Here is a 15,284-nt window from a genome sequence, read left to right on the forward strand (position 1 = left end):
CCCTGCTCCCACCGCCCTCCCCCCCCCCACCCCCCCCCCACCCGCCCCCCCCCCCCCCCCCCCCCCCCCCCCCCCCCCCCCCCCCCCCCCCTCGGCGGTCCTGCCGGCTACGCGTCCTGCTTGCGCAGGCGGAACGTCAGGGACAGGCCCTCGTCCTCGAACGCCGTGCCGTACGACTCGTCCGCCTCGCCCTGCGCGTAGTCCAGCGCCAGCACCTCGTCCGCGATCAGCGGCGCGTGCTCGGTCAGGGCCTCCGCCGTGGCCGGGGACGCCGAGGTCCAGCGGACGGCGATGCGGTCCGCGACGTCCAGGCCGCTGTTCTTGCGGGCCTCCTGGATCAAGCGGATCGCGTCGCGGGCCAGGCCGGCGCGGCGCAGCTCCGGGGTGATCTCCAGGTCCAGCGCGACCGTCGCGCCCGAGTCCGAGGCCACCGACCAGCCCTCGCGCGGGGTCTCGGTGACGATGACCTCGTCCGGGGCGAGGGTCACCGTCTCGCCGTCCACCTCGACCGACGCCGTGCCCGCGCGCAGCGCGAGGGAGAGCGCGGCCGCGTCGGCCTCCGCGACGGCCTTGGCCACCGCCTGCACGCCCTTGCCGAACCGCTTGCCCAGGGCCCGGAAGTTGGCCTTCGCCGTGGTGTCGACCAGCGAGCCCCCCACCTCGGAGAGCGAGGCCAGCGACGAGACGTTCAGCTCCTCGGTGATCTGCGCCCGCAGCTCGGCCGAGAGCGCCTCGAAGCCGGACGCCGCGACCAGGGCGCGGGACAGCGGCTGACGGGTCTTGACGCCCGACTCGGCGCGGGTGGCCCGGCCCAGCTCCACCAGGCGGCGCACCAGGGCCATCTGGGAGGAGAGGACCGGGTCGACCGCGGCCGGGTCCGCCTGCGGCCAGGAGGACAGGTGCACCGACTCCGGGGCGTCCGGGGTGACCGGGACGACCAGGTCCTGCCAGACCCGCTCGGTGATGAACGGGGTGAGCGGGGCCATCAGCCGGGTGACCGTCTCGACGACCTCGTGCAGCGTGCGCAGCGCCGCCTTGTCGCCCTGCCAGAAGCGGCGGCGCGAGCGGCGGACGTACCAGTTGGAGAGGTCGTCGACGAACGCCGAGAGCAGCTTGCCGGCGCGTTGGGTGTCGTACCCCTCCATCGCCTGCGTCATCTGCTCGACCAGTGCGTTGAGTTCACCGAGCAGCCAGCGGTCCAGCACCGTGCGGTCCGCCGGGGCCGGGTCGGCCGCCGAGGGGGCCCAGCCCGACGTGCGCGCGTACAGGGCCTGGAAGGCGACCGTGTTCCAGTAGGTGAGGAGCGTCTTGCGGACGACCTCCTGGATCGTGCCGTGGCCCACGCGCCGCGCCGCCCACGGGGAGCCGCCCGCCGCCATGAACCACCGCACCGCGTCCGCGCCGTGCTGGTCCATCAGCGGGATGGGCTGGAGGATGTTGCCCAGGTGCTTGGACATCTTGCGGCCGTCCTCGGCGAGGATGTGGCCGAGGCAGACCACGTTCTCGTAGGGCGACTCGTCGAAGACCAGGGTGCCGACGGCCATCAGCGTGTAGAACCAGCCGCGGGTCTGGTCGATGGCCTCCGAGATGAACTGCGCCGGGTAGCGGCTCTCGAAGATTTCCTTGTTCTTGTACGGGTAGCCCCACTGCGCGAACGGCATCGAGCCCGAGTCGTACCAGGCGTCGATGACCTCCGGGACGCGGTACGCCTCCAACTGGCAGTTCTCGTGCGTGCAGGTGAACGTGATCGCGTCGATGAACGGGCGGTGGGGGTCGAGCGAGGACTGGTCGGCGCCCGTCAGCTCCGTCAGCTCGGCGCGCGAGCCCACGCACGTGAGGTGGCCGTCCTCGCAGCGCCAGATCGGCAGCGGGGTGCCCCAGTAGCGGTTGCGGGAGAGCGCCCAGTCGACGTTGTTCTCCAGCCAGTCGCCGAAGCGGCCGTGCTTGACCGAGTCGGGGAACCAGTTGGTCTTCTCGTTCTCCGCCAGGAGCCGGTCCTTGACCGCGGTCGTGCGGATGTACCAGGACGGCTGCGCGTAGTAGAGCAGCGCGGTGTGGCAGCGCCAGCAGTGCGGGTAGCTGTGCTCGTACGGGACGTGGCGGAAGAGCCTGCCGCGCGCGTCCAGGTCGGCGGTGAGCGCCTCGTCGGCCTTCTTGAAGAAGACGCCGCCGACCAGCGGCAGGTCCTCCTCGAAGGTGCCGTCGGGACGGACCGGGTTGACGACGGGCAGGCCGTAGGAGCGGCAGACCGCGAGGTCGTCGGCGCCGAACGCGGGGGACTGGTGGACCAGGCCCGTACCGTCCTCGGTGGTGACGTACTCGGCGTTGACGACGTAGTGGGCCTCGGCCGGGAAGTCGACGAGGGCGAAGGGGCGCTCGTAGGTCCAGCGCTCCATCTCGGCGCCGGTGAACGAACGGCCGGTGGCCTCCCAGCCCTCGCCCAGCGCCTTCTCCAGCAGCGGCTCGGCGACGACGAGCTTCTCCGTGCCGTCCGTCGCGACGACGTAGCGGACCTCGGGGTGCGCGGCGACCGCCGTGTTGGAGACGAGCGTCCAGGGGGTCGTCGTCCAGACCAGGAGCGCCGCCTCGCCGGCCAGCGGGCCGGAGGTGAGCGGGAAGCGGACGAAGACCGAGGGGTCGACGACCGTCTCGTACCCCTGCGCCAGCTCGTGGTCGGACAGGCCGGTGCCGCAGCGGGGGCACCAGGGGGCGACCCGGTGGTCCTGGACCAGCAGGTCCTTGGCGAAGATCTGCTGGAGCGACCACCAGACGGAGTCGACGTACTCCGGGTCCATCGTGCGGTAGGCGTCGTCCAGGTCGACCCAGTAGCCCATGCGGGTCGTCAGCTCGGCGAAGGCGTCGGTGTGCCGGGTCACGGACTCGCGGCACTTGTCGTTGAACGCGGCGATGCCGTACGCCTCGATGTCCTGCTTGCCGCTGAAGCCCAGCTCCTTCTCGACCGCCAGCTCGACCGGCAGGCCGTGGCAGTCCCAGCCGGCCTTGCGGCCGACGTGGTAGCCCTGCATGGTGCGGAAGCGGGGGAAGACGTCCTTGAAGACGCGGGCCTCGATGTGGTGGGCGCCCGGCATCCCGTTGGCGGTGGGCGGGCCCTCGTAGAAGACCCACTCGGGGCGGCCCTCGGACTGTTCGAGGCTGCGGGCGAAGGTCTTGTTCTCGCGCCAGAAGTCGAGCACGGCGTGCTCCAGCGCGGGCAGGTCGACCTGGGCGGGTACCTGGCGGTACTGCGGCGATGTCATGGCGGCTTCCTCCGGCGGACGTCTTCTCGCTTCCGTCGGAGGGACGAGAGCCGACGGCTCCCGCGGTACCACCCTCCTTGGCCGCCGGGCGCGCCCGTGGCCCCCTCATTGGGGTCGCGATGCCGGGTCTAGTGGCCCTGTGCCCGCGGGCGTGACCCGAGGTCCAGGGTGTTCTTCCGGCGGCTCCGGGGTGATCTTCGCGACGCGCTCGCCTCCGGGCTCCCACCGTCCCCGGATCGCTGCTGGCTGCGTACGGCGCTACTCGTCCCGTCCATGCCTTTCGCTGGGCCCAGTGTACGGGCCCGTACGGGCGACGGCCGACCGGTTTACCGGCGGGGTGCGGCGTGACCCGAATGGCCAGTCGGGGTGCGCGGACTTCCCGGCGGGGCGCGCGGGCCGGATTACCCGGCGGGGAGCTGGGAACAACGGATGCAGGCGCGCCGGGGCCGGTCACGGGGAGGGGCGAAACGGCGGCGTGCCCCGTTGCCGCGGAGCTGGGGTCGATTTATCGTCCCAGCACGATTCGCGTGCAAGATCACAATATGTGAAGGGGCCGCGGCCATGGTGGCGAAGAAGACGGCGCGGGAGACCGCGGCCGAGCAGGACGGCGCCCACGAGCCACCGGCCGACCGGGCCGCCGAACCCGCGGCGGCCACGGCGAAGGCGGCCGGCGAGAAGGCGGTCGCCAAGAAGGCGGTCGCCAAGAAGGCGGTCGCCAAGAAGGCCGCCAGGAAGACGGCGGCGAAGAAGACCGCCGCGAAGAAGACGGCGGCGAAGAAGACCGCCGCGAAGAAGACGGCGGCGAGGAAGAGCGCGGCCGGCAAGGCGTCGGAACCGGCCGCGACGGCGGCCACGGAGGCGGTCGAGGCCGCCGAGCAGACGGGAGCCCACAGGGTGGTAGCCAAGAAGAGCGCGAGTCGTCCCGCAGCGGGCGCGCCGACGGTCCCGGTGCCGCCGGCCCGCACCGCCGCCCCCGACGAGCTGGCGGTGCGACCGGGGGAGGACCCCTGGACGCCCGAGGAGGTCACCGAGGCGCGGACGCTCCTGACCGGCGAGACGCTGCGACTGCGCAGCGAGCTGGAGGCCTCGGGCGCGGCGCTCGCGGGGCTCATGCGCGACTCCGGCGACGGGGCGGGCGACGACGAGGCCGACACCGGCACCAAGAACATCACCCGCGAGCACGAGCTGTCGCTGGCCGCCCACGCACAGGAGACGCTGGAGCAGACCGAGCGGGCGCTGGCCCGGCTGGAGGCGGGCACGTACGGGCTCTGCGAGGTCTGCGGCAAGCCGATCGGCAAGGCGCGGATGCAGGCGTTCCCGCGCGCCACCCTGTGCGTGGAGGACAAGCAGAAGCAGGAGCGGCGCGGCTGAACCGCACAGGTGTGTCGTACCCTCGTCCTCAGTCGGCACCTAGGTTGAGGGACTCACGTGGCAGAGGCGGAGCGCATCATCGGTACGCCGGACATTCCCGAGGCCGAGGGGACGGGCGAGAGCGGCGGCACGGCCGCCGGCGGAGGCCGGGGCGAGCGGAAGATCCTCGCGCTCGTGAGCGTCGCCGTGGTGGCCTACCTGCTGGACCTGGCCACCAAGATGATCGTGGTGGCGAAGCTGGAGCACCAGCCGCCGATCGACGTGGTCGGCGACTGGCTGCAGTTCCGCGCGATCCGGAACGCGGGCGCCGCGTTCGGGTTCGGCGAGGCGTTCACGGTGATCTTCACCGTCATCGCCGCCGGGGTGATCGTGGTCATCGTCCGGCTCGCCCGCAAGCTCTACAGCCTGCCGTGGGCCGTCGCCCTGGGCCTGCTGCTGGGCGGGGCGCTCGGCAACCTCACCGACCGCCTGTTCCGGGCCCCCGGCGTGTTCGAGGGCGCGGTGGTGGACTTCATCGCCCCCAAGCACTTCGCCGTCTTCAACCTCGCCGACTCCGCGATCGTGTGCGGCGGCGTCCTCATCGTGATCCTCTCCTTCAGGGGCCTGGACCCCGACGGCACCGTGCACAAGGACTAGCGGGCGCAAGGCATACTCGACCAGGTGAGTACGCACCCCGAGATCCGCACCCTGCCCGTACCGGACGGCCTGGAAGGCGAGCGTGTCGACGCCGCCATCTCCCGCATGTTCGGTTTCTCCCGCACCAAGGCCGCGGAGCTGGCCGCCGCCGGGAAGGTCCAGGTGGACGGTGCGGTGGCCGGGAAGTCCGAGCGGGTCCACGGGGGCGCCTGGCTGGAGGTGGAGATGCCGCAGGCGGCCCCTCCCGTCCAGGTCGTCGCCGAGCCCGTGGAGGGCATGGAGATCGTCCACGACGACGAGGACATCGTCGTCATCGTGAAGCCGGTCGGCGTCGCCGCCCACCCCAGCCCCGGCTGGACCGGCACCACCGTCATCGGCGGCCTCGCCGCCGCCGGATACCGGATCTCGACGTCCGGCGCCGCCGAGCGCCAGGGCATCGTGCACCGCCTCGACGTCGGCACCTCCGGCCTGATGGTCGTCGCCAAGTCCGAGCGCGCCTACACCCTGCTCAAGGCCCAGTTCCGCGACCGGGTCGTCGAGAAGAAGTACCACGCCCTCGTCCAGGGCCACCCGGACCCCATGAGCGGCACCATCGACGCCCCCATCGGGCGCCACCCCAACCACGACTACAAGTGGGCGGTCACCGCCGAGGGCAAGCCGTCGGTGACCCACTACGACCTCATCGAGGCCTACCGCGCCGCCAGCCTCCTGGACATCAAGCTGGAGACCGGCCGGACCCACCAGATCCGGGTCCACATGTCCGCCCACCGCCACCCCTGCGTCGGCGACCTGACGTACGGCGCGGACCCGACGCTGGCCAAGCGGCTCGGCCTGACCCGGCAGTGGCTGCACGCCGTGCGGCTGGGGTTCGAGCACCCGAACGACGGCGGCTGGGTGGAGTTCTCCAGCGGCTACCCCGCGGACCTCCAGAAGGCCCTGGACACCATCTCCGCGGAGAGCCAGTGACCCCCGCGCCCCTCCCGTACGCCACGCGCAGAGCCGTCGAGGAGAGCGACCTCCAGGCCTGCTTCCAGGTCCGCAGGGACGTCTTCGTCGGCGAGCAGCGCGTGCCCGAGGAGATCGAGTACGACGCCCGCGACGCGACCGCGGTGCACGTGCTCGCCGTCGCGGCGGACGGCACGGCGCTCGGCACGGGACGGCTGCTGCACGGCGCGGACGCGGCCGGGAAGGCGGGCGGCGACCCGGCCGTCGGCTCGCTCGGCCGCCTCGCGGTCGCCCGCGAGGCCCGCGGGCTCGGGGTCGGCGCGGCCCTGGTGCGGGCCATCGAGGACGAGGCGCGCGGGCTCGGCCTGACCGCCGTCGACCTGCACGCCCAGACGCACGCCCTCGGCTTCTACGAGCGGCTCGGATACGTCGCGTACGGCCCCGAGTTCCCCGACGCCGGCATCGCGCACCGGGCGATGCGGCGGGACCTCCGCCCCGCCTGACCGCCCGTTATAGGGGGGTAGGGGTGGAGACGCGCACCGCGCGTGGCAGGGTGGAAGCCCTGTTCGGCGGCCGACCCGGCCGAACGGAGAACGGCCCGCGCGCCTGACCGCCCCGGCGGCCGGGGGCGGCGCGGACCCCGCACGTTCCGGGGCAGCGCCCCGGACCCGTACGCTCCGGAAGGCGCCCTGGTGGATCAACTCACGCTGCTGCTCCTGCTGCTGCTCGGAGCCCTGGTCACGGTGCCGCTCGGCGCGCGGCTGGGCCTGCCCGCGCCGGTGCTGATGACCGTGGCCGGCATCGCGATGGCGTTCATGCCCTTCGTGCCGAACGTGGACATCCCGCCCGAGATCATCCTTCCCGCGCTGCTCCCGCCCCTGCTCTACGCCACCGTCCAGCGCACCTCCTGGCGGCAGTTCGCCGCCAACAAGCGCCCGATCTTCCTGCTGGCCGTGGCCCTGGTCTTCGTCACCACGGCCGCCGTCGCCGCGGTCGCCAACGCCATCGTGCCGGGGCTGCCCATCGCCGCGGCCGTCGCGCTCGGCGCGCTCGTCGCGCCCCCCGACCCCGTCGCGGCGACCGCCGTGGCCGGGTCCGTGGGGCTGCCGCGCCGGCTCGTGTCGATCCTGGAGGGCGAGGGGCTCTTCAACGACGTGACCGCCATCGTGCTCTACCACGTGGCCATCGCCGCCGCCGTCAGCGGCGCCTTCTCGCTCCCCGAGGCCTTCGGCCTGCTCGTCCTCTCCGCGGTCGTCGCGGTCGCGGTCGGCCTCGCGCTGGGCTGGCTCACCCTCAAGCTGCTGGACCTGCTGGGCGACGCCACCCTCCAGGTCGGCCTGACCCTGCTGGTGCCCTTCGTCGCCTACGTCCTCGCGGAGGAGCTGATGGGCTCCGGCGTGCTGGCCGTGCTGACCACCGCGCTCTTCCTCGCCGAACGCACCGCCGACGCCGACGACGTCCTGGGCCGGCTCACCGGCCGCTCCTTCTGGGACATCGTCGACACCCTGGTCACCGGCGTGGCCTTCGGGCTCATCGGCCTGGAGCTGCACAACGTGTTCGGCACCGCCGACGGGAGCGTGCGGGAGATGGTCGGCTGGGGGCTCGCCGTCGTCGCGGTCGTCGTCGGCGTACGGCTGCTGTGGCTGCTGCCCGCCACCTGGCTCGCCAAGCGGCTGCACAGCCGGCGGAACGTCAGCGAGGAGATCCCCACCGGCTGGCGGGAGACCGTCGTGATGTGGTGGTCCGGGATGCGCGGTGTGGCCTCGGTCGCGCTGGCGCTGGCGATCCCGCTGGAGACGGACGACGGGCGGCCTTTCCCCGGACGCGACGAGATCGTCTTCATCGCGTTCTGCGTGATCATCGCCACCCTGGTCTTCCAGGGCCTCACCCTGCCCTGGCTGGTGCGCAAGCTGAACGTCCGCGCCGACACCGAGGCCGAACGGGCGCTGGAGCGGGAGCTCGCGGTCCGGGCCGCCAAGGCCGCCAAGCAGCGGCTCAAGGAGGTCCAGGAGGTCGAGGACTTCCCCGACGACGTCCTGGAGCGGCTCCAGCGCGCCGCGTACGACATCGGGGCCCGGATCAGCCCGGACATGGTCGACGAGGAGCGGCGCGCGACGTACGCCGCACGCACCGAGCGGCTACGGGCGGTGAGCCGCGTGCAGCGCGAGATGATGTCGGCCGCCCGCCACGAGGTGCTGTCCGCGCGGAGCGAGGCCGGGTCCGACCCGGAGGTCGTGGACCGGGTGCTGCGCTACCTGGACGTCCGCTCCCTGCGCTGAGGCCCGGCCGCCTCCCGTACGCCGACGGCTCAGCCCCGGCCGGTGCGCGGGGCCTTGGCGCCGGCGAAGGCGTCGAAGCCGTTGCGGGCGGGCGGTATCTCCGCCCCCGTCAGCTCCGCCCACTGCTCGCCGGGGGGCAGCGAGGCCGGCGAGGTGGCGATCTTCGGCAGCGCGTACGGGTGGTGGTCCCGCAGCCAGCCGATCAACTGTTCGCGCACCGCGCACCGCACCGTCCACACGTCGTCCGCGTCCTTCGCCGTGACCACGGCCCGCACCTGGATCGTGGACGGCGTGGTGTCGGTGACGGCCAGCGACCAGTCCCGGCCGTCCCACGCGGCGATGTCGCCCAGGAGGTCCCGCAGCTTCTCCCGCATCGCGGCCACCGGCGCCGAGTGGTCCAGGTGGAAGAAGACCGTCCCGGTCATCTGGACCCCGCCGCGCGACCAGTTCTCGAACGGCCTGCTGGTGAAGTAGGAGACCGGCATGGTGATCCGCCGCTCGTCCCAGGTCCGTACCGCGAGGAACGTCAGCGTGATCTCCTCGACGGTGCCCCACTCGCCGTCCACCACCACGGTGTCGCCGATGCGGACCATGTCGCCGAACGCGATCTGGAGCCCGGCGAAGAGGTTGCCGAGGGTGGACTGGGCGGCGACGCCCGCGACGATGCCGAGGACGCCGGCCGAGGCCAGCATCGAGGTGCCGACCGCGCGCATCGCGGGGAACGTCAGCAGCATCGCGGCGAGCGCGACGACCGTCACGATCGCTATGACCACCCGCTGGATCAGCGTCACCTGCGTCCTGACCCGCCGCACCCGCGCCGGGTCGCGGGTCGCCGTCGCGTACCGCGCGTAACTGGCCTGCACGATCGTCGTCGCGATCCGCACCACCAGCCACGCGGACGCCCCGATCAGCACCAGGCTGAGCACCCGGCCGATCCCGGTCCGGTGCGAGGCCACCAGGTCGATCCCCGTCTGGCGGTAGCTCCCCCGCAGCAGCGCTGTGATGAGCACCACCTGCATCGGGGGGCGGCAGCGCCGCAGCAGCCCCCAGAGCGGGGTGTCGTGATGACGGCTGTCGGCCCTCCGCAGCAGCAGGTCGACCAGCCAGCCGACCAGCAGGGTGACCGCCACGGAACCGCCGACCACGGTCAGCGGGCGCAGCACGTTCTCCATCGCCTCGTCCTCCAAGCTGTGGGGCGTGAATGGCACCATGGGCCTCATGGACATCATGCTTTTCCACTCGACCTGCGGGCTCCGGCCCGCCGTGCACGCGGCGGCCGCGCGGCTGAGAGCCGCCGGCCACGAGGTGCGCGTGCCCGATCTGTTCGAGGGGCACACCTTCGACACGGTGGAGGAGGGCATGGCCCACCAGAAGGAGGTCGGCAAGGAGGAGCTGCTGCGCCGTGCCGTGCTGGCCGCCGCGCCCTATTCCGACCAGGGGCTCGTCTACGCCGGCTTCTCCTTCGGCGCGGCGACCGCGCAGACCCTCGCCCTCGGGGACGAGAAGGCGCGGGGGCTGCTGCTGTTCCACGGCACCTCGGACATCGCCGAGACCGCGACGGTGGACGAGCTCCCCGTCCAGTTGCACGTCGCGGACCCGGACCCCTTCGAGTCCCACGACTGGCTGAACGCCTGGTACCTCCAGATGCGGCGGACCGGCGCGGACGTGGAGGTCTACCGCTACCCCGGAGCCGGGCACCTGTTCACCGACCCCGACCTGCCCGACTACGACCGGGCGGCCGCCGAGCAGACCTGGAAGGTCGCGCTCGGCTTCCTGGCCACCCTCCGGGACTGACGGACCGGCGGCCGGGGGCGGCTCAGCGCACCGGGCGGTCGGCCCGCTCGACCCGCTGGGCGCCCCGGCGGGTGCGGTAGGAGCGCGCCCAGGCGGTGGTGGCGTCGGGCCGCGTCCGGTCGGAGATGACGTAGTAGTCCATCTGCGCCCGCTCCGCGGTGACGTCCAGGACCCCGTAGCCGTGCGAGTCCATGTCGACCCACCGCACATGGCGGTTGGCCGCCTGCACGGCGCCCGCCGCGACCAGGGACACGGTCTGCGGGGCGACCCGCAGGGTGTCGTCGAGGTTGTCCGAGGTCACCGACGTGACCACGAACTCCGTCGCGGCCGACGGCGACAGCGGATACGTCGCCGCCCGCACCGGCACGTCGTTGGCCCAGGCCATGTGGATGTCGCCGGTCAGGAAGACCGTGTCGGAGACGCCCCGCTCCCGCAGGTGCGCGATCAGCTCCCCGCGGTCGTCGGTGTAGCCGTCCCACTGGTCGACGTTGACCGCCAACCCCTCCTTGGGCAGCCCCAGCAGCCCGGCCAGCGGCTCCAGCAGGTGGGCGGGGAGCGAGCCGAAGGCGACCGGGGAGATCATCACCGAGGTGCCCACCAGCTTCCAGGCCGCGTCCGACCCGGCCAGGCCCGCCTTCAGCCAGTCCAACTGGGCCCGCCCGGTGATCGTGCGCTCCGGGTCGTCCACGGTCCCGTCGCCCACGGACGCCTGCCGGGAGCGGAAGCTGCGCAGGTCCAGCAGGTGCAGGTCGGCGAGCCGGCCGAAGCGCAGCCGGCGGTAGACGGTGCCCTCGGTGGAGGCGCGGACCGGCATCCACTCGAAGTACGCCCGCTTGGCCGCCGCCACCCGCTCCGCCCACGCGCCCTCCGTGCCCGGCGTGTGGTTCTCCGCCCCGCCCGACCAGGCGTCGTTGGCGATCTCGTGGTCGTCCCAGATCGCGATCACCGGGTGGGCGGCGTGCAGCGCCTGGAGGTCGGCGTCGGTCTTGTACTGCCCGTGCCGGGTGCGGTAGTCGGCCAGGCTCAGGATCTCGTGGGCGGGCTGGTGCCGGCGCGGGACGACGGGCCGCGCCGGGTACTGGCCCGCGCCGTACTCGTAGAGGTAGTCGCCCAGGTGCAGGACCGCGTCCAGATCGGGCCGGGCGGCGAGATGGCGGTACGCGGAGAACCAGCCGGCCTCCCAGTTGGCGCAGGACACCACGCCGAGGCGGAGCCGGTCCGGGTCGGCCCCGGTCGCGGGCGCGGTGCGGGTGCGGCCGACGGGGGAGAGGACGTCCGAGCCGCCCTCCGCGCCCACCGCGAAGCGGTAGTAGTACGCGGTGGCCGGGCGCAGCCCCCGGACGTCGGCCTTCACCGTGTGGTCGCCCGCCGCCGAGGCGACCGTCGTGCCGCCGGCGGTTATGCGCTCGAACGCCCGGTCCTCCGCAACCTCCCAGCGCACGGCCACGTCGGGCCCGACCCCGGAGCCGGGGACCGCCTCGGGCGAGGGGGTGACGCGCGTCCACAGCAGGACGCCGTCCGGCAGCGGGTCGCCGGAGGCGACGCCGTGCGCGAAGACGGGCGCCCGGTCCGCGCGGGCGGTGGCGAAGGAGGCCGAGGCGGCGGTGGCGAGCACGGGGACGGCTGCGGCGCTCGCGGCGGCGGCACGGACGACCGTGCGGCGGCTGGGCGCGGGAAGGTGTCGAGGGGTCACGGCCCATCACCTTACGGGCGCGTACGGCCGACGGGCGGGCGGAGTGGGGAAGTTCGCCCGCCCGTCGGCAAACCGTCGCCGGCCGGCGGCCCGCCGGTCGACGGCGGACCGCCCAGAGGCGTTACGCCTTGAGCGCCTTGTCGACGGCCGCCGTGAACTCGGCCGCCGTCATCGGGGCGTTCTCGCTGCCCTCGCCGGTGACCTTCTCGCCGTCCATCTTCAGCGTCGGCGTGCCCTGGACGCCGCTCTTGTCGAACGCCTTGGACATCTTCATCGCCCACGCGTCGTACGTGCCGTCCTCGACGGCCTTGCGGAAGGCCTCGTTGCCCTTCAGGGCGTCCACCGTCTCCGCGATCTCGAGCAGGTAGCCGTCCTCGGCGAACTTGTCGTCGCTCTCGGCGGGGTGGAACTTCGCGGAGTACAGCGCGGCCTTGTAGTCGAGGAACGCCTCGGGGCTGACGTCGAGCGCCGCGCCCAGCGCGCTGAGGGCGTTCTTGGAGCCCTCGCCGTTGTCGGTGTTGTCGATGAAGGTCGCGCCGACGTACTTGACCTTGTACTTGCCGGCCTCGACGTCCTTGGCGAGCGTCTCGCCGACGCCCTGCTCGAACGTGGCGCAGACCGGGCAGCGCGAGTCCTCGTACAGCTCCAGGGTCTTCTTGGCGCCCGGCTCGCCGATCACGACGGTGGTGCCGTCGGCGCCGGAGGTGTTCTTCGGCGCGGTGACGTTCTTGGCGTCGGCGGCCGTCTCCCAGGCGCCGGGCTTGTTGAGCTGCGTCACGCCGTAGGCGACGCCGCCGACGACGGCCAGGGCGGCGACGACCGACCCCGCGACGACGAGCTGCTTGCGGGTGCGGTCCTTCTTCGCCTGGCGCTCGCGCTCGGCGCGCAGCCGATCGCGTGCCGCCGCCTTGCTGGCCTGGGTGTTGCGCTTGCTCATGATCGTTCTCCGTGGGTCACGTGTGCGGGGTGAGGGGTGGTGCCGCGGGCGCGCCGCCGCTCAGGCAGCGGCGTACGCGGTGAGCGGCGGCGGCCCTCGGCGGCCCACGCAGTGCACGAGGAAGCGGGCGGTCGGCAGCGGGTGCGGACGCCCGGCGGCGAGGGGGCGGCGGACCGTGCGGCGGGCGCCCGCGCGGACCGCGGCGACCGCGATCAGCAGCGGCCGGAACGCCGTCAGCGCCGCCGCGCGCAGCAGCCCGGCCAGGGCCGCCTCGCCGCGTCGCAGCCAGGCCGCGGCGAGCAGCCCGAGGGCCACGTGGGCGGCGAGCAGCAGCCACGGCACGGCGGGTCCGGGCTGGGCCAGCAGGGCCGCGGCGTGGTCGCCCGCCCCGGCCACCTCGGCGAGCGGGGCGCCCACGGGGCCGATCCGGGCCGACCCCGCGCCGGCCTCGCCGCCGCAGAGGACGTCGAAGCCCACCGCGCGCAGCGGACCGGCGACCGGGCCGCCGGCCGCCCCGTAGCAGAGGTGCTGGCCCGTGGTGAAGAGCGTGTCGGCGGCCAGCTCCAGCGGGACCAGCAGGCCCGCGATCTCCCCGAAGCCGCGCTCCCGTCCGGCCAGCGCGTACGCCGCCGCGAAGACCGCGGCGGCGAGCGCGGCCACCGCGGTCAGCGGCAGCGGAACGCGGGAGAGCAGCACATGGGACGCGGTGGACAGGGTGACGACGAGCGCGGTGAAGAGCGCCGCGCGCACCGCCCTGAGCTGCGTCCCTGAGATGTCCATCGCCGGAAAGTGTGCCATGGGCCGGGGTAAGCGCCTCCTAAGAGAGCCTGAGAGCCCAGGGGGGCGTCCGGCGGATCAGGGCCGGGTCCGCGGCGCCCGGCACGGCGCCTCGCGGCGTTGCCGAAACGCCCGCATCGCTCCGCGGCGAGGGCATTCCAGCGCCTTGCACCGCACCGGACACCGCGGCCTGTCCGGCCCCGATCCGCCGGACACCCCCTAGAGGCCCGGAATGCGGCCGTTGCGGAAGAGGTCCACGAAGATCTGGTGGTCCGCGCGGGCCCTGGCCGCGTAGGCGTGGGCGAAGTCGACCAGGAGCGGGGCGAAGCCCTCCTCGTCGGCCGCGATGGCCGCGTCGATCGCCCGCTCCGTGGAGAAGGGCACCAGCGAGTGGCCGCTCTCGTCGTCCGCCGCGCTGTGCATCGTGGCGGCGGCCCGGCCCAGGTCGGCGACGACCGCCGCGATCTCGGCCATCTCGTCGATGTCGGACCAGTCCAGGTCGACCGCGTACGGCGAGACCTCGGCGACGAGCTGCCCCGCGCCGTCCAGCTCGGTCCAGCCCAGCCACGGGTCCGCGTGCGCCTGGAGGGCGCGCTGGGAGATCACGGTGCGGTGCCCCTCGTGCTGGAAGTACCCCCGCACGGCGGGGTCGGTGATGTGCCGGGAGACCGCCGGGGTCTGCGCCTGCTTGAGGTAGATCACCACATCGTTCTCCAGGGCGTCGCTGTTGCCCTCCAGGAGGATGTTGTACGAGGGGAGGCCGGCGGACCCGATGCCGATGCCCCGGCGGCCCACGACGTCCTTGACCCGGTAGGAGTCGGGCCGGGTCAGGCTGGAATCCGGCAGCGTCTCCAGATAGCCGTCGAACGCGGCCAGCACCTTGTAGCGCGTCGCGGCGTCCAGGTCGATCGCCCCGCCGGCGTCGGCGAACCGGCGTTCGAAATCGCGGATCTGGGTCATCGAGTCCAGCAGCGCGAAGCGGGTGCGCGAGCGGGCCACGCGCAGCGCGTCCAGCAGCGGGCCCTGCGCCGTGTCCAGCGTGAAGGGCGGCACCTCGTCGTTCTTCGCGCCGGTCGCCAGCGCGTGGATGCGCCGGCGGTAGGCCCCGGCGAGGATCTGGACCAGCTCGGTGATCTGCTCGTCCGACAGCGCCTTGGCGTAGCCGATCAGCGCCACGGAGGCGGCCAGGCGCTTGAGGTCCCAGGTGAAGGGGCCGACGTACGCCTCGTCGAAGTCGTTGACGTTGAAGACGAGGCGGCCGTTGGCGTCCATGTAGGTGCCGAAGTTCTCCGCGTGCAGGTCGCCGTGGATCCAGACCCGGCCGGTGCGCTCGTCCACATACGGGCCGCCGTGCCGCTCGCGCTCCAGGTCCTCGTAGAAGAGGCAGGCCGTGCCCCGGTAGAAGGCGAAGGCCGAGCCCGCCATCTTGCGGAACTTGACTTGGAAGGCGGCCGGATCGGCGGCCAGCAGCTCCCCGAAGGCGGTGTCGAAGATGGCGAGGATGTGCTCCCCGCGTCGCGCCGCGCCGGTCTGCGTCTCCGACATGTGCTGCTGCCTCCTGGTATCTGGCGGATGGGACGGGTCTATGACCGAGT

Annotated in this window: 12 protein-coding genes; 6 read left to right on the top strand and 6 right to left on the bottom strand. The window is 73.3% G+C overall.

All coding sequences use genetic code 11. The annotated features are described in order from the left end of the window. Positions 1-107: 107 nt before the first annotated feature. On the bottom strand, positions 108-3,257 hold the full coding sequence (gene ileS / locus ACZ6EJ_RS05950; RefSeq protein WP_469264909.1) for an isoleucine--tRNA ligase: 3,150 nt from the start codon (positions 3,255-3,257) through the stop codon (positions 108-110). A gap of 561 nt (positions 3,258-3,818) precedes the next feature. On the opposite strand from ileS, the gene ACZ6EJ_RS05955 reads away from it, so the two are divergent. From ACZ6EJ_RS05955 to ACZ6EJ_RS05975, 5 genes are all read left to right on the top strand, one after another. After that, positions 3,819-4,628 (top strand): TraR/DksA family transcriptional regulator, encoded by an 810-nt coding sequence (locus ACZ6EJ_RS05955; protein WP_469264910.1) that lies wholly within the window; start codon positions 3,819-3,821, stop codon positions 4,626-4,628. A 57-nt stretch (positions 4,629-4,685) separates the two neighbouring features. Next, positions 4,686-5,264 carry a signal peptidase II gene (lspA, locus tag ACZ6EJ_RS05960; protein WP_469264911.1) on the top strand — a complete coding sequence of 193 codons (579 nt, stop codon included), beginning with the start codon at positions 4,686-4,688 and terminating at the stop codon, positions 5,262-5,264. 24 nt (positions 5,265-5,288) lie between these two features. Further along, positions 5,289-6,230 carry an RluA family pseudouridine synthase gene (locus ACZ6EJ_RS05965; RefSeq protein WP_469264912.1) on the top strand — a complete coding sequence of 314 codons (942 nt, stop codon included), beginning with the start codon at positions 5,289-5,291 and terminating at the stop codon, positions 6,228-6,230. Continuing rightward, complete coding sequence (locus tag ACZ6EJ_RS05970; RefSeq protein ID WP_469264913.1) at positions 6,227-6,712, top strand: GNAT family N-acetyltransferase; 486 nt, start codon at positions 6,227-6,229, stop codon at positions 6,710-6,712. The genes ACZ6EJ_RS05965 and ACZ6EJ_RS05970 overlap by 4 nt, the downstream gene beginning before the upstream one ends. A gap of 189 nt (positions 6,713-6,901) precedes the next feature. Next, positions 6,902-8,488, top strand: a complete 1,587-nt coding sequence (locus tag ACZ6EJ_RS05975; RefSeq protein ID WP_469264914.1) for a Na+/H+ antiporter — start codon at positions 6,902-6,904, stop codon at positions 8,486-8,488. 29 nt (positions 8,489-8,517) lie between these two features. Here the strand turns inward: ACZ6EJ_RS05975 and ACZ6EJ_RS05980 are convergent, their stop codons facing one another. After that, positions 8,518-9,660, bottom strand: a complete 1,143-nt coding sequence (locus tag ACZ6EJ_RS05980; protein ID WP_469265003.1) for a mechanosensitive ion channel family protein — start codon at positions 9,658-9,660, stop codon at positions 8,518-8,520. A 37-nt stretch (positions 9,661-9,697) separates the two neighbouring features. Between ACZ6EJ_RS05980 and ACZ6EJ_RS05985 the strand changes: the two genes are divergently transcribed. Continuing rightward, a complete protein-coding gene (locus tag ACZ6EJ_RS05985) occupies positions 9,698-10,282 on the top strand; it encodes a dienelactone hydrolase family protein (RefSeq protein WP_469265004.1) in 585 nt (194 codons plus the stop codon). Between the two features lie 22 nt (positions 10,283-10,304). On the opposite strand, the gene ACZ6EJ_RS05990 is transcribed toward ACZ6EJ_RS05985, so the two are convergent. The 4 genes from ACZ6EJ_RS05990 to ACZ6EJ_RS06005 form a co-directional block, all read right to left on the bottom strand. Further along, positions 10,305-11,975, bottom strand: coding sequence for an alkaline phosphatase D family protein (locus ACZ6EJ_RS05990; protein WP_469264915.1), 1,671 nt, complete (start codon positions 11,973-11,975; stop codon positions 10,305-10,307). Between the two features lie 121 nt (positions 11,976-12,096). After that, positions 12,097-12,912, bottom strand: coding sequence for a DsbA family protein (locus ACZ6EJ_RS05995; RefSeq protein WP_469264916.1), 816 nt, complete (start codon positions 12,910-12,912; stop codon positions 12,097-12,099). 60 nt (positions 12,913-12,972) lie between these two features. After that, positions 12,973-13,692, bottom strand: coding sequence for a hypothetical protein (locus ACZ6EJ_RS06000; protein WP_469264917.1), 720 nt, complete (start codon positions 13,690-13,692; stop codon positions 12,973-12,975). 216 nt (positions 13,693-13,908) lie between these two features. Next, positions 13,909-15,234: a DUF2252 domain-containing protein gene (locus ACZ6EJ_RS06005; protein ID WP_469264918.1), complete on the bottom strand. Its 1,326-nt coding sequence runs from the start codon at positions 15,232-15,234 to the stop codon at positions 13,909-13,911. Between the last annotated feature and the right edge of the window lie 50 nt (positions 15,235-15,284).

The sequence above is a fragment of the Streptomyces sp. NPDC041970 genome (assembly GCF_055588985.1).